The organism is Haematospirillum sp. H4485, from assembly GCF_012102745.1.
GTDB lineage: Bacteria > Pseudomonadota > Alphaproteobacteria > Rhodospirillales > Rhodospirillaceae > Haematospirillum.
In genome coordinates this window covers 54,072-75,314 of the sequence record NZ_JAAVSY010000005.1, presented here as the reverse complement: position 1 = coordinate 75,314, position 21,243 = coordinate 54,072, and the positions used below count along the sequence as shown (strand labels likewise).

Below are 21,243 nucleotides of genomic sequence, written 5' to 3'. Positions count from 1 at the left end.
TTCCCCCGTTCAGGCTGCGGCTGCCGGTGTTTCCAGATCCGCGACCAGGGCACGGACAACCGCGTCCACGGTGATGCCGTCGGCCCGTGCGGCAAAGGTCAGCGCCATGCGGTGCCGCAGGACCGGAGCAGCCAGGGCGGTCACGTCAGCTTCCGATGGTGCAAGCCGCCCGTCCAGCAGGGCGCGTGCCCGCACAGCCATGGTCAGCGCCTGGCTGGCCCGTGGCCCGGGTCCCCAGGCCACGGCGCGGCGGACCATGTCCAGATTGCTGCTTTCCGGTCGTCCGTTCCGCACCAGGGCCAGAATGGATTCCACCACCCGTGTTCCAACCGGCATTCTCCGCACCAGGTCCTGCGCGGCCATCAGGTCTTCGGCGGTCATGACCGGGTGCAGGTGTGTGGTGGTGGTGCCCGTGGTTGCGATCAGCATCTGGCGTTCGGCATCCAGGTCGGGGTACCCGACATCCACCTGCATCATGAAGCGGTCCAGCTGGGCTTCGGGCAGGGGATAGGTTCCTTCCTGCTCGATCGGGTTCTGTGTTGCCAGCACATGAAACGGAGCCGGCAACCGGTGGGTCTGCCCGGCAATGGACACTTCATGTTCCTGCATGGCCTGCAGCAGTGCGGACTGGGTGCGTGGCCCGGCGCGGTTGACCTCGTCGGCCATCAAAAGCTGTGTAAATACCGGCCCGGGTACAAAGCGGAACCAGCGGTGCCCTTCCGGTGCGGTGTCCAGGATTTCCGATCCCAGGATGTCGGCCGGCATCAGGTCGGGCGTAAACTGGATCCGCCGTGTTTCCAGGCCCAGAACCTGCCCCATGGCCTGTACCAGGCGGGTTTTGGCCAGCCCCGGTACCCCGACCAGCAGCACATGGCCCCCGGCCAGAAGTGTTACCAGGCTTTCATTGATCACCTGGTCCTGGCCAAAGATAACCGATGCCACGGCCCGGTGCGCGCGGGATACCAGCTCCATCAGCTGGTCCTGTCGTTCAGTGGACAGGGGCGGAGGGGTGACAGAACCGGGAAAGGACGAATTCGGGTTGTTCATAATGCCTTCTCCACGCTTTCCTGGTATAATCCGCCGTCCGGGCTGGACAACGAGGGGACAGGGCCCATGGGCCACCACGATCACGATGCTGAACCTGCCGATGCCGTACTGCGCAGTTTGGTGCCTGACAGCTGCGGTGATCTTGGTCTGTCGATCGACCGCAATGGCGACTGGTTTTATCTTGGCTCCCCCATTCGTCGTCCGGAACTGGTCCGCCTGTTTGCCTCGGTCCTGTCGCGCGATGCATCCGGTACTTACTGGCTTGTCACCCCGGCAGAGCGCGGCACCGTCAGCGTAGCCGATGTTCCCTTTGTTGCCGTGGACATGACCGTTGCCCATCCCGGCCCGGATCAGGTCATCAGCCTGCATACCAACGTCGATGACGTTGTGGTGCTTGATGATGCCCATCCCCTGCGTATGGCGCGCGACCGTGCGACAGGATGCCCCCTGCCTTATATCTACATCAGGAAAGGGCTGGAGGCACGCCTGAGCCGCCCGGTGTATTACCGTATGGTCGATCTGGCGCTGTGCGTGACTGTCGCGGCATCATCACAAAAAGCCGCTCCGGGCGGTGCCGGTCCCGATACGGTCGGGGTGTGGAGCTGCGGGTCTTTCTTTCCGCTGGGACAAACCGGACCATGATTTTTTCACGCGACCGGCTGGTCACCATGCTGGAGCAGGGGTACGGAACCGGTTTGTCTTCCGATGAGGATGCGGATCCTCTTGCTGGTGGTGATGCGCTGTGCCCGGCGGCGGTTCTGGTTCCGCTGGTGTGCCATCCGTCGGCCTGTACGATTCTGCTGACCCGCCGCACCGATCATCTGGACCATCACGCCGGGCAGATCGCCTTCCCCGGTGGAAGGCTGGAGGCCGGGGACAAGGATGCCGTGGACTGTGCCCTGCGTGAAACCGCCGAGGAAACCGGGCTGGACCGTCGCGGTGTTGATGTGGTTGGCCGTCTGGATGACTATCGCACCGTGACCGGATTCCGGGTGACGCCGGTGGTGGGTCTGCTTGCGCCGCCGCTTGGTCTGGATCCAGACCCGGGCGAGGTGGCGGAAGTGTTCGAGGTTCCGCTTGATTTTGTCCTGGATCCCCGCAATCACAGGCAGAATCAAACTGTTGTCAATGGACAGAGCCGCCTTTTTTATTCCCTGTCGTGGAATGACTATTATATATGGGGGGCAACGGCGGGCATGTTGGTCAACCTGTCACGCATTCTGAACGGTGGGGCCGTGGATCCAGGGTCGGGAAAAGGTGATAGTGTGTAATGATCCAGTTCGTGGTCACGGTTCTGTTGCCGTTTCTGGTGCCTCTGGTTGTCCTTGTGCTTTGGGTCCGGGTGCGGGCCCGCTGGGTGGAACGTCATGGCGGTGCGGTGCCGCCGCTTGAGAAGGGAGCCTGGTTTGTGGCCGTTCTGGCAGGTTTCATCCTGGTCATCCTGTCGCTGGTTGTTGTGGCCCTGATTGAGCCAGCCGGCCAGCCCGGTGATGCCTATACACCGCCAAAGCTGGTGGACGGGCGAATTGTCCCCGGCGGGTTCGGGGCGAAATGACCGCGTCCGCCCCGGAGGAACCCCGTCGGGTCTGGTCACGCCGGGAACGTCCTCCGTGGGGTCAGCTGGGTCCTGTTCCCTGGCTGTCGTGGCCGGAAACCAGGGCGGTTGTGGATGCCCTTCAGGCCGAAGGATCCACCGTGCGCTTTGTCGGCGGCTGTGTCCGTGATGCCCTGCTGGGGGTCATGCCGCGCGATATCGATCTGGCCACCCCCGATCCGCCCGATACGGTGATCCACCTGCTGGAACAAGCCGGCCTGCGCTGTATACCCACCGGTCTGCAACACGGTACCGTGACCGCCCGGGTGGGGGATCACAGTTTTGAAATCACCACCCTGCGGGAAGATGTGGAAACGGATGGCCGGCATGCCGTTGTGAAATGGTCGTCCTGCTGGATGGCCGATGCAGCCCGGCGTGATTTTACCATCAATGCCCTGTCGGCAACTCCGGACGGTGCGGTCTACGATTACTTTGACGGTCTTGAGCATCTGTCGCATGGCCGGGTGGTGTTTGTGGGCCGCCCGATGCAGCGTATTGCCGAAGACTGGCTGCGGATCCTGCGGTTTTTCCGCTTTTATGCGCGTTTTGGCCGCCCCCCGGCCAGCGCGGATGCCCTGTCGGCCTGCCAGGCACTGGCCCCTCATCTAAAGGAGCTGTCGGCCGAACGCATCCGTGATGAACTGATCGGTATCCTGGAAACGCCGGCTTGTCCGGATGTTCTGTTGCTGATGCGCGGGGCCCGGGTGCTGGAACAGGTTCTGCCCGAAGCCGGGGCATTCGGGCGGTTGCGTCAGCTGGTGTTCCTGGAAACACGGGGTCTGGTGATGGATGGCGTTGAACCCGATCCTGTGCGCCGGCTGGCTGCGGTTCTGCACACCGATCCACACGCCGCCATGCAGGTGGCCCGTCGTCTGCGCCTGTCATCGCATCAGATGCAACGCCTGTCCGTTTTGTCCGATATCACGCCTTGCCCCGACCCGGATGGGGGAGAACCCCTTCTTCTTCAAGCCCTTTTCAGTCTGGGGCGAAAGACGGTGGTGGACATGATCCTTCTGGTGTGGTCCTCTGAGCGCGACGGAGAGCACAGGCTGTGTCCCCGGCGCAGCGCTTTGTGGCAACGTGCCCTGGATCTGGCCCTGTCGCTGCCCGTTCCGTCATTCCCCCTGAAAGGCCGGGATCTTTTGGCCAATGGATACCGGTCCGGGCCACTTCTTGGCCAGGAGCTGGCGCGACTTCAGGGGGAGTGGCTTCACAGCGGGTGCCGGCTGGACCGTGCTGCCCTTCTGTCATCCCTGCGTCCCCCGTCGCCGGACCCCGAAGCAGGGTGAGGCCACCCCTTCGGCTTTGCGCCGGGTCGCTTCAGTCCTGGTTGTTGATGCGGGCGAACGCGGTCAGCGTGTTGCGCAACAGGCAGGCAATGGTCATCGGCCCGACCCCGCCGGGCACCGGGGTGATGGCCCCGGCAACGCGGGCTGCCTCGTCAAAGGCAACATCGCCGGTCAGGCGGGTCTTGCCGCCCTCTGCCGCAATGCGGTTGATCCCGACATCGATAACCGTGGCCCCGGGCTTGATCCAGTCGCCGCGGATCATGGCCGGACGCCCGACGGCTGCCACCAGAATATCGGCCTGGCGGCAGATGGCGGGCAGGTCACGGGTGCGGGAATGGGCCACGGTCACGGTGCAGCTTTCCTGCAGCAGCAGCTGGGCCATTGGCTTGCCGACAATGTTGGACCGCCCGACCACCACGGCCTGCAGACCGGTCATGTCCCCCAGAACATCGCGCAGCAGAAGCAGACAGCCGAGCGGGGTGCACGGCACCAGCCCCTTGCCGCCGGTGGCCAGCAGACCGGCGTTGACCGGGTGGAACCCGTCCACATCCTTGTCCGGGCGGATGGCGGCAATAACCCGGTCGGCATTGATATGCGCCGGCAGGGGAAGCTGGACCAGAATGCCGTGAATGGTCGGGTCATCGTTCAGGCGGGCGATTTCTTCCAGCAGGTCGGTTTCTGTCAGCGTGGCAGCAAAGCGGCGTTCCACCGATTTCATGCCGCATTCTGCGGTCTGGCGCGCCTTGTTGCGGACATAGACATCGCTGGCCGGATCATCGCCAACCATCAGGACCGCCAGCCCCGGCACGGTGCCAAGGCGGTCTTTCAGGCGGCCAACCTCGGTCGCGATGGACTGGCGCAGGGATGCGGCAAAGGCCTTGCCGTCGATCAAACGGGCAGAAGGATCAGTCATGGTGGCAATATCCCGGTAATGTGGGGGATCAGAATGGCAGGGTCGCCGGAAATCTGTACGGTCTTGCGGCGGTCCGTCGTGCCGGAAACAATGGAAAAGGTGCTTTTCGGCAGTTTCCACGCCTTGGCCAGCAGGGCAATCAGTGCCGTATTGGCCTTGCCGTTTTCTGGAACGGCGGTGACTGACACTTTCAGCACCGGCGTTCCGTCCGCTTCCAGGGCGCGGGACCGGATGGCATTGGCCCCGGCTTTCGGGGTCAGGCGCACCACCAGCCGGATTCCATCAGCCGTGGGCTTGAGCAAAAGAGAATAATCCGGGGCATCAGAACAGGGCACGGAGAACCAGCTCGTGCAGACCCGGGAGAACAGAGGCCCGGACCAGCATAATGGCGAAAAACAGAACCAGCGGCGACAGATCCAGGTTGCCCATGATCGGAAGGACCCGGCGGATCTGTTCCAGGACCGGTTCGGTCAGGCGGTGGACAATATCACTGATGGTCCGCACCGCGCCGTTGCTGTAGTTCAGGACATTGAACGCAAACAGCCAGCTGAGGATGACCGAAGCAATCACGATCCATTCATAAAAATTCAGGATCGCGTCCAGAACCTGAAAAAAACCACTGACAGCCTGCATGGAGTTGTTACCTGTCGGCCAAACCGTAAAACACGGCCTTACCCTAGCGGGATGCCCCCTGCGGTGCAAGGGAAACAGACACGGCCATCGGGCTGTCGGTGCAGGGCCAGAAACGGTCTTGACAGTCAAGGGGGTTCCGGGGATTATCCGCATCCCTTTTGCATGACGGGGCTGTAGCTCAGTTGGGAGAGCGCGTCGTTCGCAATGACGAGGCCAGCGGTTCGATCCCGCTCAGCTCCACCATAATATCCAAAGGCCCGGCCATAACAAGTCGGGCCTTTGTGCATGCAGGCCCTTAAAACCCTTTCAGGGTGGAAGCAGGGCCGTCCGTGCCGCGGCCATAATGTGGCGGGTCAGGTCATCCAGAACGGTGGGCCTGTTGCCAGTGCAGCGGTACATCCAGCGGGGTGTCGGGCACCAGCTCCACAAGGGAGCCTTCCTCAAGATGTTCGGCAATCAGCGCCTGTGGATGCAACCCCCAGCCCATGCCGGCCATGGCGGCGGTTGCAAAGGCCTGTGGCGAGGGTAGCGTGTGCCGGGGCAGATCAACGTTCCGGTGGCACAGGCGCCGGGCCCAGCGTGCTTGCAGCTCATCCTTGGTATTGAACACCAGGCTGGGGGCACGGGCTAGGCTTCCTGATCCCACACCATCGGCGAAATAATGCCGGATAAAGGCCGGGCTGGCGGCCGCGCGGTAGCGCATGGCTCCAAGGGGCTGGCTGTTGCATCCGGCAGCCGGCCGGGCAGAGGCAGTGACAGCGGCAAGAACCGATCCGTTGCGCAGCCATTCCATGGTGTGGTCCTGATCATCCACGGCAATATCCATCAGCACCGGGGCCTGTGCGGCAAAGGCCGCCAGGGGAGGAGCCAGCCAGGTCGCCAGACTGTCGGCATTGACCGCAACAGGCAATGCAACCCGGGTCACACCTTCGGGCGCCAAAGCTGGCAGCGTGTCCTGAAGATCCTGTTCCAGAAGACGCACCCGGTCCATGTGCTGGCACAGACGCCGGCCGGCATCGGTTGCCCGGCACGGCTGATCGCGGATCACCAGGGCACAGCCCACACGTTCCTCCAGCTGGCGGACGCGCTGCGAAATGGCCGATGGCGTGACGTGCAGGGTGCGTGCGGCCCGCTCGAAGCTTCCTTCCCTGATAACAGTTGCCATGACAGAAAGGGCGGCATAGTCCAGCATAAGATCAGTTTTCCTTAACTGGATAAAGAAAAGTGAGTTTGCCTTTATTTCCTGCGCCGGGCAAGGTCAGGCCGTCGTAACCTGATTTTGACAGAGAGTGTGTTGTGGGATTCCTTTCCTTTTCCATGCCGGCCTTTACCCAGGGGCTGGCCCTGAGCCTGGGGTTGATTGTCGCGATCGGGGCGCAAAATGCCTTTGTGTTGCGCCAGGGTCTCCGGCGCGAGCATATGGGCAGCGTGGTGCTGTTCTGTGCAACAGCCGATGCCGTGTTGATCACAGCCGGTGTGATGGGCATGGCCGAAGCCCTGGGGAATCGCCCCGCACTGGCGCATGCGCTGGCTTTGGCCGGTTCCGCCTTCTTGCTGGTCTATGGGTGGCAGGCCTTGCGCCGGGCCCGGCTGTCACAGGCCCTGAGGGCCGATACAGGCGGGGCCGGGCTGGGGCGGGGGGCTGCCTTGGCCCAGGCGGCTGCCTTTACGTTCCTCAACCCCCATGTGTACCTGGATACGGTGCTGCTGGTGGGAAGTATCGGCGCCCAGCATCCGTCGTCGTTGCAGATCTGGTTTATCGCCGGAGCCTGTGTGGCCAGCATGATCTGGTTTGTGTCACTGGGGTTCGGTGCGCGCTGGCTGGCCCCCTGGTTTGCCCGTCCTGTGGCCTGGCGTTTTCTGGATGCCTTTGTCGGGGTGACAATGCTGACCATCGCGGGTCTCTTGATCCATCGCGTTCTGACGGGGTTCTGAGGGTCTGCGCGTGCAAAAGAGCATTCTGTTCCTGCCTTGTGGGGACATTTGCTTCAGTCATGCAAGAGGTCGGATCGTAATGATTACATACTCTCTATTTGTATGTTATCTATTTAATTTGCTAAATCATTGCAATAAAAGGCTCTTTGTGCCATATATACTACGTGGGGTTTTTATTCTGGAATATTAAGGGGGAAATGGCGTGGGATTCATAAAAGCAAATATCATTCCTGTTCTTGAGGAGAGCAAAAGAAGGCCGTTCAAGGGAAGACTTCTTCTTCTCGGTCAGGGGGACATCTATTTTTCTGATGATGCCTATCGCCAGATGGCCCAAATGGTTGGGGTTGAGCTTGATGGCTCCGTTCAGCCTGCTCTTTCATACAAGCCGGACTTTGCGGAGAAAGGCTGTCTTGATACCCAGTCTGTGTTCCGGCGCCTTGGGTTTTCTGAAGTCATGGCGCTTGATTGTTCGGACTTTGAAGGGGCGGATATTCTTCATGACATGAATGCCCCGGATATTCCGGAGCAGTGGCGAGGACAATTCGATGTTGTCATGGACCACGGAACGCTGGAGCATATTTTTCACTTCCCCAACGCAATGCATGCTGTTTTCCAGTTCCTGAAGATTGGTGGAAGGGCCATTACAAGCTCGCCTGTCTCCGGTTTTTTTGATCACGGTTTTTATATGATGCAGCCTACCCTTTTCCGCGATTTCTATGCGGCCAATGCATGGGAGGTGAATGCAATAAAAGTTGTCCAGTTTACGTCGAACGAGTGGACGGATCCGTGCACGTTTGTCGACTATGAACCAGATCAGCTTGACCCATCCAGGTATGGAAAAATGGACGGGAATTTTTGCGCAACTTTTTGCGTCGCGACAAAAGGCGCGCAATCCACGGGCAAGGTTATTCCCCAGCAGGGGTGGTATGCAAGGCAAGCGGCCTGGAAACCCTGTTCAGCGGTGCATGCCTCCATGGCTGACCCGGTGTAGTGCCTGATTGTCCTGTTGCCGGGGAACGCCCTGATGAGAGACGCGTATCTTGCTTTTGGTACCCCTGATTTCACTGAAGCTGAAGTAGACGCTGTTGCCCGTGTCATGCGTTCCGGCTGGGTCGGCATGGGGCAGGAAGACCCTGGCATTCGAAAGCGAGCTGGGTGCATTCATCGGTGCGCCGGAGGTCGTGACCGTCAACTCGTGTACTTCTGCGCTTTTTCTTGCTCTTCTGGTTGAAGGGATCGGTCCGGGAGACGAAGTGATCGTTCCCAGCCTGACGTGGTGTGCCACAGCCAATGCGGCGCTCTATCTTGGTGCCACGCCGGTGTTTTGTGATGTTGATCCTTACAGCATGTGCGTGACGCCACAAACCGTTGCTGCAAAGGTGACGGGGCGAACCCGGGCGGTTGTTGTTGTGCACTATGGCGGTTACGCCGTTGATGTTGAGGCATTGAGGGCATCCCTGCCGGCGGATGTCATTCTTGTCGAGGATGCCGCCCATGCACTGGGTGCCATGTATGCTAACGGCAGGCCCGTGGGGGCGTCGGGCCATACGGTTTGCTTCAGCTTCTATGCCAATAAAAATGTGTCTACGGCCGAGGGTGGTGCCCTTGCGCTGTTTGACTCCGGGAAGGCGGAACGTCTGCGGTGCCTGCGTATGAACGGCCTGGAATCCCATGCCTGGTCACGATACATCCGACCGTCTGTGGCCTTTTCTGCCGATGTAACCGAGCTTGGTTACAAGGCAAACTTTACAGATCTTCAAGCCGCGATCGGGCGGGTGCAATTGAGCCGTCTGCCCGAAATGGCGCACGTCAGGCTGATAATTGCCGAACACTACAGGGAATGTCTGGATGCCTTGGGTATAGGGGTGACTTTTCAGCAGGGTGTCTTTGACAAGAGTCATGCCCGGCATTTGTTGGTCATCCGGTTTGATTCCGCCAAAACCACGATCCGGCGTGATGACTTGCTGCTGGCGCTGCGGGCCCGCAATATTGGTGCCAGCGTTCATTACAGACCACTGCACAGGCAACCCCTGTACAGTGCGCAGGGGGTTTCTTGCCTGCCCGTGACGGAATCACTGGCGGATGCAATCATGACCTTGCCGATCAGCGCCAGGATGACGCTGGCCGATGTCGATTACGTTGTGGAGAATCTGGCCTGTCTTCTCAATCATGAAAAGGTCCTGCAATGATTGCCTGTGCGCCGGAATCCACGCTTGTAGAGACCTATGATTTTGGTGGCCGCCTGTCAGCCCGGTTTCCCTCGCAGATCCTTATGGATATTACCGAGGTCTGTAATCTGGCCTGTACCCACTGTCCCCATCCGGCCTTTGCCAGGTCGGAGCATTACGCAGGGCGCCATCTGGATCCGGCATTGAACGAGAAGATGATCGAGGAAGTGCGCCAACACGGGCAGGGCCATACCCGTTACATCCGTTATGCAAGCAACGGCGAGCCTTTGGTACACCCCGATGGTTATAGCATGATCAAGGCTGCGGTGGATTATTCCGGTGTCTTTGTGACCTTGACCACCAATGGAAAGATCATGAACGAAAAGCGGACCCGTAACCTGCTGGAGGCAGGGGTACACCTGATCGATATCAGCATTGATGCATTTCGCCCCGAGACGTATGCCAAGATTCGTGTCAAGGGCAACCTTGAGGTGACGCGTGAAAACACGTTGCGCTTGATCCGGTGGGTAAGGGAAAGCGGGGCCAAAACCAAGGTGGTGGTCAGCTTTGTCGAGCAGCCGGAAAACACCGCCGAAGCCGCTGACTTCGAGCGCTACTGGAAAGATCAGGGTGCGCAGTACGTTGTCATGCGCCGTTTGCATTCCTGTTCCGGGGCTGTGGCTGATGTCGCAGATGCAAGTCGGGCTGCACAGGATACCAGTGTGCGTCGTCCCTGCTTGTATCCCTGGGAACGCATCACGGTCAATGCACGTGGTGATCTGGCCTTTTGCCCATCCGACTGGGTGCATGGGTCGTATGTTGCCGATTATCGCAACACCACCATTCATGAAGAATGGCAGGGTGCGTTTTACCGTCGCCTGCGCGAGGCGCATCAAACCAACGCCTACCACAATCACCCGTTCTGCGGGCAGTGTCCGGACTGGGCCGCAACCCGCTGGCCCCGCGAGGGACGGAGTTACGCCGATATGGTGGAGGATTTCATTCAGGATGAGAGTCCGGTGCCATGAGTCATGTGACCCAGCCCATTGCCAGTAGGATCGAGAGTGCTGTCCGCGATATTCCCGGGTGGTCGCCCCTTGATCAACTGCAGTGTCTTTTTACACTGGCCTTTTCCAGTGCCCATTTACAGGGTGATATTCTGGAATTGGGGTCATGGTGTGGTCGCTCTGCCATTGTTCTGGGTATGGCAGCGCAGGCAACGGGCAAGGTCAAGGTCCATTGCGTGGATTTATTCCCGGAAAAGAATGACTGGTTCCGCAATGCTGACGGTACGTATTCGTTTTCGGTTCAGCTGAACGGAGTCACGTTTGGTGCCTATCAGGACCAGACGGTATGGGAAGAACCCTTTCTGCGCGATATTGCGCCACTCTATGAACGCTGGCCGGGTACGCTTGAAGCTTTTAATGATTCTGTCCGGAAACATAACCTGGAGGGCTGTGTCATTCCCTACAGGGCCGACCTGGAATCCTTTGTCAGGAATGTGGCGCCCGATTTCTGTTTGAGCCTTGCCTTTATCGATGGAGATCACGGCTTTCATGCGGTGTGCAAGGATATAGAGACCGTAGAGCCGTTTTTGCTGTCCGGCGGCTGGATTTGCTTCGATGATGCGTTCTCGTCATATAATGGTGTAAATGACGCAATCAGGGATATGGTCATTCATAGCGGTAAATATGAAAGATTCCAGCAGATGACTAGGAAGCTATTTGTTGCGCAGAAGTTATAAGTATCTTCTCATTGTTAAATTTTATTAAAAATCTGAGGTGTGCGTTGAAGGTTGCTTCTGTACAATCCTCCTTTATTCCATGGCGCGGGTATTTTGATATTATTGCCAGCGTTGATCTGTTCGTTTTTCTTGATGATGTCCAGTATACAGTCCGTGACTGGAGAAGTCGCAACAAGATCAAGACATCCAAGGGGGCTGAGTGGCTTACGGTCCCTGTCGTGCATGAGAAACAGACGCAACGTATTTGTGACACTCGGATCCAGAATGCGGTGGCATGGCAAAAAAAACACCGTGGTACGTGGTCTTTTTCCTACCGTTCCGCGCCATATTTCGACGCTGCCATGGACGTACTGTCCGGGTTTGATGACGTACGGCACACAACCATCAGCCAGTTGAACATCTATCTGATCCGCAGGATCTGTGCGTATCTGGACATCAAGACCCCGATGATCCTGTCCAGTGAATTATCCCTGCAGGGGACCAAGACAGGTCGCCTTGTTGATATGATCAAGAAACTGGGGGCTACAATATACCTGAGCGGACCAAGCGCGGATGCCTACCTTGACAAGGGCGCGTTCCGGGACCACGGCATCCAGCTTGAATACAAGTCTTACGATTACGATCCCTATCCGCAGCTTTGGGGCGATTTTATCGGCGGGGTGACGGTGCTGGACCTGATTGCCAATTGCGGGCACCAAGCAAAGCATCTTGTGCGGAGCCGGACACCAAGCAGGATTATAGTCGCGAAATGAGAAAATCAAAGCTTTCCATCATTGTCTTTGGCAACGTCAACAACTATCCCTTGCTTTTGGTCCGTGGCCTTCGGGCATTGGGTCATGATGCCCGTCTGATTCTGAACCATAAAACTGCACACCACATGCCCGAAGCGCTGTTTCCGGAGTGGGCCAATGCCTATCCCGACTGGATTTATGATTGTTCTTACCTCACCGATCTGGATGTCGCTTATCAGACGCAAGCGCTGGATCATGCCATTTATCGCCTTACCAACAAGGTGGATCTGGCCATTCTGAATGATACAGGGCCGGCACTGGCCTGTTTCCTGAATGCACCGCATATTTCCCTGTTGACCGGGCATGATCTTGCCAGCCACGCCAATTTTGAGTCCTTGCACATACGAACGGGAACATGGCATCCAAAGCTCCGGCGCTCGCCGGAAGGGCGACGGTACGTATTGCGGTTCTCTGATTTTGTGGTTCGGCAGCGGGACGGCATTCTGGCGTCCGAAGTTATATGCTACTTCCAGCGTGGACTGATACCGTCCGGGGATCATATTCTTGATGACATCGGGGTTTCAGATGAACGACGCTTTATGGTGTACCTGTCCAATACCCTTGATCTCGAATATCAAAGCCTCCCGCACAATGAACGCCTGACCATCTTTTGTGGCAGCCGGATTGTTTACAGGCCAGATCAGCATCCGGGCTTCAGCCCTCTGGATTTCAAGGGGACGGATGTTCTGATCAAAGGGTTTGCGCAGTATGTCAAGGGTGGCGGGAAGGGATTGCTCCGCTTGCCCCGGAAAGGGCAGGATCAGGAGGCTGCTGCGGAACTGATTGCAGACCTGGGTATCGGAGCCAGTGTTGAGTGGCTGGATGAACTGCCCCTGTTTGCCTATTACAAGGAAGTGGCGGCGGCAGACCTGGTTTGTGATCAGTTCGGCACAGCCTTTCCGGGAATGGTGACAACAGACGCCTATGCCATGGGGCGCCCTGTTATGGCCAAGTTGCGTAATGAGATCTTTGCGCAGCATTTTCCGGAACCAATGCCTGGATTCGATGCCAGCACCCCCGAGCAGATCTGTCAGCATTTAACACTGTTGGACGAGAGACGGGATCTTCTGGAGGAGATGGGGCGCAAAAGCCGACGGTATGCCGAACAATTTCTGGCGCCCGAGGTCATGGCAGAACAGCTGCTGGCGCGATACGAGTCCTTTTTGTAGGGAAGGCAGGGGATGCCATGAGTGTAACGCTGGTCATGGTCTGACCGACAGGCTTCTGTCCCGAAATGGAAAAAGGCCGCACCCGAAGGTGCGACCTTTTCCTTTGGCATACCACAAGGGCAGGAAGAGAAAGGCTTAGAAGCCCATGTCACCCATACCGCCCATACCGCCCATGCCGCCGCCCATCGGGGCTTCCTTCTTTTCAGGAATTTCGGCAACCATGGCTTCGGTGGTGATCAGCAGGCCGGTGACCGAAGCGGCGTCCTGCAGGGCTGCACGCACAACCTTGGTCGGGTCGATGATGCCAGCCTTGATCATGTCCACGTATTCGCCGGTCTGGGCGTTGAAGCCGAAGTTGACGTCCTTCTGCTCCAGCAGCTTGCCGGCAACAACGGCACCGTCGGTACCGGCGTTTTCGGCAATCTGACGCACCGGAGCCTGCAGGGCGCGGCGAACGATTTCGATACCAACGTTCTGGTCTTCGTTCACACCCTTCAGGGATGCCAGGGCGCGGGTGGAGTACAGCAGGGCAACGCCACCGCCGGCAACCGTGCCTTCTTCCACTGCAGCGCGGGTGGCGTGCAGGGCATCGTCAACGCGGTCCTTGCGCTCTTTCACTTCCACTTCGGAACCACCGCCGACGCGGATCACGGCAACGCCGCCGGAAAGCTTGGCCAGACGTTCCTGCAGCTTTTCACGGTCGTAGTCCGAGGTGGTTTCCTCGATCTGCGCACGGATCTGCTTGCAGCGCTTTTCGATCTCGTCCTTGGAGCCTGCACCGTCAACGATGGTGGTTTCTTCCTTGGAGATGGTCACGCGCTTGGCGGTGCCCAGCATTTGCACGGTGACGTTTTCCAGCTTGATGCCGAGGTCTTCGGAAATCACCGTACCACCGGTCAGGGTGGCGATGTCTTCCAGCATGGCCTTGCGGCGGTCGCCGAAGCCCGGAGCCTTGACAGCAGCAACCTTCAGGCCGCCGCGCAGCTTGTTGACCACCAGGGTGGCCAAGGCTTCGCCTTCGATGTCTTCAGCCACGATCATCAGCGGCTTGCCGGACTGCACAACAGCTTCCAGAACCGGCAGCAGCGGCTGCAGGGTGGACAGCTTCTTTTCGTGCAGCAGGATCAGCGGGGATTCCAGCTCTGCCACCATCTTTTCGCCGTTGGTGACGAAGTACGGGGACAGGTAGCCACGGTCGAACTGCATGCCTTCAACCACGTCCAGTTCGGTGGTCAGGCCCTTGGCTTCCTCGACGGTAATCACGCCTTCCTTGCCGACCTTGTCCATGGCCTTGGCAATCATGTCACCGATTTCTTTTTCGCCGTTGGCGGAAATGGTGCCGACCTGGGCCACTTCTTCAGAGGTGGTGATCTTCTTGCTGCGGGTCTTGATGTCCTCGACGACAGCGTTGACAGCCAGGTCAATGCCGCGCTTCAGGTCCATCGGGTTCATGCCAGCGGCAACAGCCTTCACGCCTTCGCGGACGATGGACTGGGCCAGAACGGTTGCGGTGGTGGTGCCGTCACCGGCCAGATCGGCGGTCTTGGAAGCCACTTCGCGCAGCATCTGGGCGCCCATGTTCTCGAACTTGTCTTTCAGTTCGATTTCCTTGGCGACAGAAACGCCGTCCTTTGTGATGCGCGGAGCACCGAAGGACTTGTCGATGATGACGTTACGGCCCTTGGGACCCAGGGTGACTTTCACGGCATTGGCCATGATATCCACGCCGCGCAGCAGGCGGTCGCGGGCATCGGTAGAAAACTTAACGTCCTTGGCAGCCATTGTTTTTTATCCTCTAGGTAAAGATATGGTGAAAGGCGACAGGGAAAGAACGAAGCCTCAGGCTTCGATCACGCCCATGACGTCTGCTTCCTTCATGATCAGGAGATCTTCGCCTTCGATCTTCACTTCTGTGCCGGACCACTTGCCGAACAGCACCTTGTCGCCGGCCTTCAGGTCAAGGGCAACCAGCTTGCCGTCTTCGCCACGGGCACCGGGGCCAACAGCAATGATCTGGCCCTGCATCGGCTTTTCCTTGGCGGTGTCGGGGATGATGATCCCGCCGGCTGTCTTTTCTTCGGAGTCAACGCGCTTTACGACAACGCGGTCATGCAACGGACGAAATTTCATTGGGTTCCTCCAGAACGAGCATTTCCCAGTTGAACATCTCACCAGGTCAGGGGAGCTCGAGGTTTCTGTTGGCACTCCCCCCCGGAGAGTGCTGACAGAGGTAATACGGACCGCCTTTTCTGTCAAGGGGGGTGTTAGCGTCAGGGTTGTTATCGCGCGGGGACGAACAGCGTGTCACCGTAGCCGGTTTTTCAGCCGTTTGTACAGGCCGATTCCCAGAAGCCCGGATGCGATGAACAGGGCAACGGACAGCCCAACCTGGGTGGTTGCATCCACCTGTACCCCGGCGCCCAGAAGGGCGAAAACAACAGTTTGCGGAATGTAGCCGACCGCTGTTCCGCCCAGAAAGCGTGACGGAGCCAGCGCGGTGACGCCGGCGGCCAGGTTGGTCAGCAGGTTTGATCCCACGGGCAGGAGTCGCACCAGCAGGGTCATGGTGAACGGGTGGTGCCCCAGCAGGGCGTCGATGCGTTCGATCCGGCGGGCGAACAGGCGACGGATGGCGGAGCGCCCCAGAATCCGGGCATAGAAGAACGCCGTGGCGCAACCCATGGTCTGTGCCAGCAGGGCCAGCAGGCCCCCTTCGACAAACCCGAAGGCATAGCCGCCACCAAAGGCGACAATCTGGCGGGGGACCCCGATGGCGGCGACCACGGTGCCCACGGCAACAAACAGAAGCTCTCCGTTCAGGCCCTGTCCGACGATCTGATCATCCAGCCAGTGGGTGTCCAGGGCCTCGGTCAGCCCGAACTCCCGGGCACCAAAGCCAACGGCGGCAAGGGTTGCGATCATCACAAGCCCCTTGAACAGGGCTTTGAGCGGGTTGCTGCGCCGCAGGGTTTCCTCGGCGTCGTCGTGCAGCAGTGTTTCAGGAGACAGGGACATGGAACCCCGGCTCAGTCCTGCTGTTCAAGAACCGGGTTGCGGGCCCGGCGCTGCAACCACATTACGCCGACCAGGTCGAACAGGCTGACCCACAGCCGGTTCCACACACCGTATTTCGATACGCCCCGTTCGCGCGGGCGGTGGTTGACGGGAACGCTGACAACCTGTCCGCCTTCACGCAGGGTCAGCGCCGGCAGGTAGCGGTGCATGTGGTCAAAGCGCGGGAATTTCAGGAACAGGGACCGGGCAAACAGCTTCAGGCCACACCCGGTGTCGGGGGTTCCGTCGTTCAGCAGCCACGCCCGCACGCCGTTTCCAATGTGCGAGGACAGGCGGCGCAGTTCGTTGTCCTGCCGTTTTTGCCGGTGTCCGGCGATCAGCAGGCGCGCGGCATCCAAGCCGGTGCGTTTCTCTTCATCCCGCAGGCGGGTCAGCAAGGCGGGAATGTCGGCCGGGTCGTTCTGTCCATCGCCGTCCAGGGTGGCAATCCAGGTGCCACGTGCTGCCAGAACCCCTGTATAAATCGCCTGACTTTGCCCGCAGGCGATGCGGTGGCGCACGCAGCGCAGGGCCGGAAACCGGGCGCGGGCCTCGGCCAGGCGGTGCGGGGTGGCGTCGTTTGATCCGTCATCGACATAGACAATCTCGAACGGTACCACGCCATCCAGGGCGGCGGCGATTTCTTCGATCAGGGGCAGGATGTTGTCAGCTTCGTTGTGGACGGGCACAACAACAGACAGGTCCGGGCAGCTTGGTTCAGTCATCACACACGCGCAGGCCATACAAGGGATCAGCCGGTTGTACCGCCGGGGCCGCCCGGTGACCAGAGAAAAGTCCCGGGCGGCGTGCGGTTTCGGGGTCAGGCGTCCAGCTCTGCCGGTGCTTTCAGGTCTTCTCCGGCGATGGCGCGGTCCAGCAGGGCAATGGAGCGGTCCAGCCCGTACAGGGCAAAGAAGCTGCCCATGCGCGGCCCCTGTTCCTGACCCAGCAGGATTTCATACTGGGCCCGGAACCAGTCGCGCAGGCCGGGATAGGTTTCGCCGTGCTGTTTGCCGATGGCATAGACAATGTTCTGCAGGTCTTCCCCGGACGCATCGGCCGGTGCGGCTTTCAGCGCCTGGCGCAGGTCGGCCAGGGCGGTCTTGTCGGCACTGTTGGCGATGCGGTACTGCTTGGTCGGGCGGACAAAGTCGTTGTAGTAGACAATGGCGTAACGCACCAGCCGGTCCAGGAACGGCATTGTTTCCGGCGACGATCCCGGGGCGTAGTTGCGGATGTAATGCCACAGGACAGCCGGGTCATCGGTGTTGGCCACCCCGACCAGGTTCAGCAGGATGCCGAAGGTCAGCGGGGTTTTGTCGGTTCCCGGTTCCCCGTTGTGGATGTGCCAGGCCGGGTTGGTCAGGCGGGCGACCGGGTCCTGTTCCGCAAAGGCGGCGGCATGGGCCACATAGTCATCCACCGCGCGGGGGATCACATCGAAGTACAGGCGCTTGGCAGCCTTTGGCTTCTGGTACATGAACAGGGCCAGGGATTCTTCGGGGGCGTATTTCAGCCAGTCTTCCACCGACAGGCCGTTGCCCTTCGACTTGGAAATCTTTTGCCCGTTTTCGTCCAGGAACAGTTCATAGGACAGGTTCTTCGGCGGCGTGCTGCCCAGGATGCGGCAGATCTTTCCGGCCAGGTCCACCGAAGGGATCAGGTCCTTGCCCGACATTTCATAGTCCACGCCCAGTGCGTGCCAGCGCATGCCCCAGTCGGGCTTCCACTGCAGCTTGCACGCCCCGCCGGTGACCGGCACTTCCACCTTTTCCCCGGTCTGCGGGTCCTGATAGACGATGGTGCCGGCATCCACGTCGCGGTGGATGACCGGAACCTGCAAGACCACACCCGTGCGTGGGCACAGCGGCAGGAACGGGCTGTAGGTGGCCTGACGTTCGGCGCCCAGGGTGGGCAGCATGACGGCCATGATGGCATCATAGTGTTCCAGAACCCCGCGCAGGGCCCGGTCAAAGTGGCCGCCGGTGTACATCTCGGTGGCGGACTTGAACTCATAATCAAAGCCGAAGCTGTCCAGGAACCCGCGCAGGCGGGCATTGTTGTGGTGCCCGAAGCTTTCGTGGGTTCCGAACGGGTCGGGAATGCGGGTCAGCGGCTTGCCCAGGTGTTCGCGCACCCTGTCCTTGTTGGGGATGTTGTCCGGGACCTTGCGCAGGGCATCCATGTCGTCGGAAAAGGCGAACAGGCGGGTCGGGATGTCGGGCGCCAGGATTTCAAAGGCCCGGCGGACCCACGAGGTCCGTGCCACCTCGCCAAAGGTGCCGATGTGCGGCAGGCCAGAGGGGCCATAGCCGGTTTCAAACAGCACATAGCCCTTGTCCGGCACCTTGCCGTTCAGCCGTTTGTCCAGCAGGTCGCGGGCTTCCTGAAAGGGCCAGGCCGAGGACTCGCGGGCGGAATGGGCAAGAGAGTGTGACATGATGTGTCAGATCCGTTACGGGCTGTTGATGGACGAAAGGGTCTGTACGCAATGCGAATCGCCTGCATGCGTTGGTCTGCACCCTAGGGCCGCAGGGGTGATCCGTCAACGTACCTTGCGGCGTTCCGACCCCCTGCTGTACCGTGTGACTTTACCTTTGAGTGTTTTTCTGCCCGTCAAACGATCAAGGGGTGTTTCCCATGTCCTCGCTGCGTTTTTTGTCGGTCAAGCACCAGATTCACTTGGTTCTGGCTGTTTTTCTGGCCCCGGCCCTGGCTTCGGTTGCCCTTCTGGTCTGGCACGAGAACGAGGCCATCAGCTTCGCCCGCAAGGAAACGGTGGGGACGGCCTATATCACCCCGCTTCTGGACGCCCAGATTGCCACGGCCCGTTACATGGTGACCGCCACGAATCCGGATGCGGGAACCGTGGCCCGCGTTGCGGCGGGGCTGGAATCGGTGCGGGGGCAGGCCGATCTTCTGGACATGCGGGGCCCCCACGCGATTGTGGAGCGGCTGTGGACTGATTTTGCAGCGGTACCCGGCCCCGAGCGGGCGCGCGACATGATCGCGGGGCTGGAGTCTGCTGTTGCGCAGGCCGGGGATCATTCCAACCTGATCCTGGATCCGGAGCTGCCCAGCTATTACCTGATGGATTCCCTGGTCGTACGCTTGCCGAAGATGATTACCGGGGTGGCGGATATGGCCGGGTACGTGCTGGAGGCATCGGCATCCGGCGATACCTGGCTTGATATCATCCGTGCCAGCGCGGTGATGGGGGGGCACCTCTCGGCGCTGGAAAGCGGGTATGCCACGGTTATGGAGACGTCAGAGGATTCGGCTGTAGCCGCCATGATGCCGGCGCTGTCCACCCGTGTTTCCGGGGCGGTGGATACGGCGTTGGCCAGCGTTGGCCGTGGGCAGGGTGCTGTCTCCGGTCAGGAGCGCCAGGCGGTTCTGCTGGCCGCGCTGGATGCGTTCGAGGACATGCGCCGCCGGTCCTTGTGGGGCCTTGAGACCATCCTGAATGAACGGGTTCAGGGGTCGGTTGTCATCCTGTCCATCAGCCTGTTGATCCTGGCCCTTTTCTTCGGTGCGGCCTGGTATACGGCAAACCGCTATGCCGTGGAATCGCTGTCGGTTCCGCTGGTGACCCTGCGCCGGTCGATCCAGCGTCTTGCCGAAGGCGATGTGGAAACCCCGGTGCCGGATTTCTGGCGGCGGGACGAAATTGGTGCCATTGCCTCAGCCCTGAAGGTGTTGCGCCATACGGCAACCCGTGCCTTTGCCCTGGGGCAGATGCTGGAAGCGATGCCGGTCAATATTGTGACGGTCAGCCCCCAGGATGGGCGGATCAGCTGGATCAATGCCGCCACCCGCAATGCCCTGGAACAAATTGCACCATCCCTGAACGGATTGCCCCCGGGGACAGACAGTCTGGAGGGGCTTTCGGTCGACCTGTTCCACCCGCAGCCGGGCTGGCTGTCGGAACTGGTGGCTGATCCCGGTCAGCTGCCGTGGATGGGCGAGGTTCATCTGGGTAACGAGCGGGTGGCCCTGTCCGTGTTTCCGGTTCTGGACCATTACGGCCAGATGACAGCGGCCATGCTGACCTGGAGCATTGTAACCTCCAGCCGGCGGATGGCCGAGGTGTTCGAGACCAGCATGGACGGTGTGGTCGGGGATGCCGGTGTGGTGCAGGACGCCGCCCGCAAGCTGGATACCATTGCCTGCCGCGCAGCCAGTGGCATTGACATGGTCAATGGTGCGGTCAGCCAGGTTTCGGACTTTGTGACCAGCCTGGCCTGTTCGGCCGAGGATTTGTCCCGTTCCAGCGCCGATATGATCGAGCGTTTGTCCAGTGCCAATACCCTGACCATCAACGGCGTGGAAATGGCCGAGGACAGCATGCGTGCCGTGTCCGGTCTGTCGCGGGTGGCAAAGGAAATTGACGGCGTGGTGGACCTGATCACCGACATTGCGGAGCAGACCAACATTCTGGCCCTGAACGCCACGGTCGAGGCCGCCCGGGCCGGAGCCGCCGGCCGGGGGTTTGCCGTGGTTGCCAACGAGGTGAAAAAGCTGGCCCGCCAGACCGCCGCCGCCACCGAGGATGTGCGGGTGCGGGTTGCCGCCGTGGCAGATGTCAGCCAGGACGTGGCCAATGCCATGATCCGTGTCAGCCGCCTGATTTCCGGTGTCAACGGACTGGTTGGTGACCTGACGTCATCGATGGTTGACCAGTCCCGTGCCACGGGGGTGATTGCAGACAGGATCCAGCAGACATCCACCCGGATGATCCAGGCGGCCGAGGATCTGGACGCCCTGTCCGAAGCCGCGCAGGCCACGCGATCCGAAGCGGGGTCCTTGCTGGAGGTGTCCACCACCCTGTCGCAGCGATCCGGCCGGTTGAGTCGGGAGTGGTCGGGGTTCAGTGCGGGAGCCCTGCGGTTGGCGGTATAAGGCC

General features: G+C 60.1%; 22 protein-coding genes and 1 tRNA gene. 13 read left to right on the top strand and 10 right to left on the bottom strand.

All coding sequences use genetic code 11. From position 1 onward, the window contains the following. Positions 1-9 precede the first annotated feature (9 nt). Positions 10-1,047, bottom strand: a complete 1,038-nt coding sequence (locus HEQ61_RS05600; protein WP_168020294.1) for an AAA family ATPase — start codon at positions 1,045-1,047, stop codon at positions 10-12. Positions 1,048-1,113: 66 nt separating this feature from the next. Between HEQ61_RS05600 and HEQ61_RS05595 the strand changes: the two genes are divergently transcribed. From HEQ61_RS05595 to HEQ61_RS05580, 4 genes are read left to right on the top strand one after another with little or no spacing between them, the layout of a single operon-like run. After that, entirely contained in the window at positions 1,114-1,689 is a 576-nt protein-coding gene (locus HEQ61_RS05595) for a DUF1285 domain-containing protein (RefSeq protein WP_066134417.1), read from the top strand. Beyond that, positions 1,686-2,318 (top strand): CoA pyrophosphatase, encoded by a 633-nt coding sequence (locus HEQ61_RS05590; RefSeq protein WP_168020292.1) that lies wholly within the window; start codon positions 1,686-1,688, stop codon positions 2,316-2,318. The genes HEQ61_RS05595 and HEQ61_RS05590 overlap by 4 nt, the downstream gene beginning before the upstream one ends. After that, positions 2,318-2,602 (top strand): DUF6111 family protein, encoded by a 285-nt coding sequence (locus tag HEQ61_RS05585; RefSeq protein ID WP_168020290.1) that lies wholly within the window; start codon positions 2,318-2,320, stop codon positions 2,600-2,602. Before HEQ61_RS05590 ends, HEQ61_RS05585 begins: the two co-directional genes overlap by 1 nt. Further along, positions 2,599-3,930: a CCA tRNA nucleotidyltransferase gene (locus tag HEQ61_RS05580; RefSeq protein WP_168020288.1), complete on the top strand. Its 1,332-nt coding sequence runs from the start codon at positions 2,599-2,601 to the stop codon at positions 3,928-3,930. Before HEQ61_RS05585 ends, HEQ61_RS05580 begins: the two co-directional genes overlap by 4 nt. Positions 3,931-3,961: 31 nt before the next feature. Here HEQ61_RS05580 and folD read toward each other — a convergent pair whose 3' ends face one another. Genes folD through HEQ61_RS05565 form a run of 3 tightly spaced genes read right to left on the bottom strand, consistent with a single transcriptional unit; the run spans position 3,962 to position 5,476 of the window. Then, a complete protein-coding gene (gene folD / locus HEQ61_RS05575; RefSeq protein ID WP_168020286.1) occupies positions 3,962-4,843 on the bottom strand; it encodes a bifunctional methylenetetrahydrofolate dehydrogenase/methenyltetrahydrofolate cyclohydrolase FolD in 882 nt (293 codons plus the stop codon). After that, positions 4,840-5,178 (bottom strand): DUF167 family protein, encoded by a 339-nt coding sequence (locus tag HEQ61_RS05570; protein ID WP_322099201.1) that lies wholly within the window; start codon positions 5,176-5,178, stop codon positions 4,840-4,842. Before HEQ61_RS05570 ends, folD begins: the two co-directional genes overlap by 4 nt. After that, positions 5,165-5,476, bottom strand: coding sequence for a YggT family protein (locus HEQ61_RS05565; RefSeq protein ID WP_168020285.1), 312 nt, complete (start codon positions 5,474-5,476; stop codon positions 5,165-5,167). Before HEQ61_RS05565 ends, HEQ61_RS05570 begins: the two co-directional genes overlap by 14 nt. A 167-nt stretch (positions 5,477-5,643) precedes the next feature. Here HEQ61_RS05565 and HEQ61_RS05560 point away from each other — a divergent pair. After that, positions 5,644-5,719, top strand: a tRNA-Ala gene (locus HEQ61_RS05560). Positions 5,720-5,834: 115 nt separating this feature from the next. Here the strand turns inward: HEQ61_RS05560 and HEQ61_RS05555 are convergent. Continuing rightward, the gene (locus HEQ61_RS05555) at positions 5,835-6,668 is read right to left on the bottom strand and encodes a LysR family transcriptional regulator ArgP (RefSeq protein ID WP_245183147.1); all 834 of its coding nucleotides are present in this window, start codon (positions 6,666-6,668) and stop codon (positions 5,835-5,837) included. Between the two features lie 104 nt (positions 6,669-6,772). Between HEQ61_RS05555 and HEQ61_RS05550 the strand changes: the two genes are divergently transcribed. The 7 genes from HEQ61_RS05550 (at position 6,773) to HEQ61_RS05520 (ending at position 13,283) form a co-directional block, all read left to right on the top strand. Further along, entirely contained in the window at positions 6,773-7,411 is a 639-nt protein-coding gene (locus tag HEQ61_RS05550; protein WP_322099200.1) for a LysE/ArgO family amino acid transporter, read from the top strand. A gap of 202 nt (positions 7,412-7,613) precedes the next feature. Further along, positions 7,614-8,402: a hypothetical protein gene (locus HEQ61_RS05545; protein WP_168020284.1), complete on the top strand. Its 789-nt coding sequence runs from the start codon at positions 7,614-7,616 to the stop codon at positions 8,400-8,402. A gap of 100 nt (positions 8,403-8,502) precedes the next feature. Continuing rightward, complete coding sequence (locus HEQ61_RS05540) at positions 8,503-9,600, top strand: DegT/DnrJ/EryC1/StrS family aminotransferase (RefSeq protein ID WP_322099205.1); 1,098 nt, start codon at positions 8,503-8,505, stop codon at positions 9,598-9,600. Continuing rightward, positions 9,597-10,607, top strand: coding sequence for a radical SAM/SPASM domain-containing protein (locus HEQ61_RS05535; protein WP_209315661.1), 1,011 nt, complete (start codon positions 9,597-9,599; stop codon positions 10,605-10,607). Before HEQ61_RS05540 ends, HEQ61_RS05535 begins: the two co-directional genes overlap by 4 nt. Then, entirely contained in the window at positions 10,604-11,323 is a 720-nt protein-coding gene (locus HEQ61_RS05530; protein WP_168020283.1) for a class I SAM-dependent methyltransferase, read from the top strand. Before HEQ61_RS05535 ends, HEQ61_RS05530 begins: the two co-directional genes overlap by 4 nt. 44 nt (positions 11,324-11,367) lie before the next feature. After that, positions 11,368-12,075 (top strand): WbqC family protein, encoded by a 708-nt coding sequence (locus HEQ61_RS05525; RefSeq protein WP_168020282.1) that lies wholly within the window; start codon positions 11,368-11,370, stop codon positions 12,073-12,075. Further along, positions 12,072-13,283, top strand: coding sequence for a glycosyltransferase family 4 protein (locus tag HEQ61_RS05520; protein ID WP_168020281.1), 1,212 nt, complete (start codon positions 12,072-12,074; stop codon positions 13,281-13,283). Before HEQ61_RS05525 ends, HEQ61_RS05520 begins: the two co-directional genes overlap by 4 nt. Before the next feature lie 135 nt (positions 13,284-13,418). Here HEQ61_RS05520 and groL read toward each other — a convergent pair whose 3' ends face one another. The 5 genes from groL to HEQ61_RS05495 form a co-directional block, all read right to left on the bottom strand. Continuing rightward, positions 13,419-15,065, bottom strand: coding sequence for a chaperonin GroEL (groL, locus tag HEQ61_RS05515; protein WP_168020280.1), 1,647 nt, complete (start codon positions 15,063-15,065; stop codon positions 13,419-13,421). Between the two features lie 57 nt (positions 15,066-15,122). Beyond that, the gene (gene groES, locus HEQ61_RS05510; RefSeq protein WP_066134482.1) at positions 15,123-15,413 is read right to left on the bottom strand and encodes a co-chaperone GroES; all 291 of its coding nucleotides are present in this window, start codon (positions 15,411-15,413) and stop codon (positions 15,123-15,125) included. Between the two features lie 174 nt (positions 15,414-15,587). Further along, positions 15,588-16,298, bottom strand: a complete 711-nt coding sequence (locus HEQ61_RS05505) for a TVP38/TMEM64 family protein (RefSeq protein WP_168020279.1) — start codon at positions 16,296-16,298, stop codon at positions 15,588-15,590. Between the two features lie 11 nt (positions 16,299-16,309). After that, entirely contained in the window at positions 16,310-17,062 is a 753-nt protein-coding gene (locus HEQ61_RS05500) for a glycosyltransferase family 2 protein (protein ID WP_168020359.1), read from the bottom strand. A 95-nt stretch (positions 17,063-17,157) separates the two neighbouring features. Next, positions 17,158-18,777: a lysine--tRNA ligase gene (locus HEQ61_RS05495; protein ID WP_168020278.1), complete on the bottom strand. Its 1,620-nt coding sequence runs from the start codon at positions 18,775-18,777 to the stop codon at positions 17,158-17,160. Between the two features lie 200 nt (positions 18,778-18,977). Between HEQ61_RS05495 and HEQ61_RS05490 the strand changes: the two genes are divergently transcribed. Then, a complete protein-coding gene (locus HEQ61_RS05490) occupies positions 18,978-21,239 on the top strand; it encodes a methyl-accepting chemotaxis protein (RefSeq protein WP_168020277.1) in 2,262 nt (753 codons plus the stop codon). Positions 21,240-21,243 lie beyond the last annotated feature (4 nt).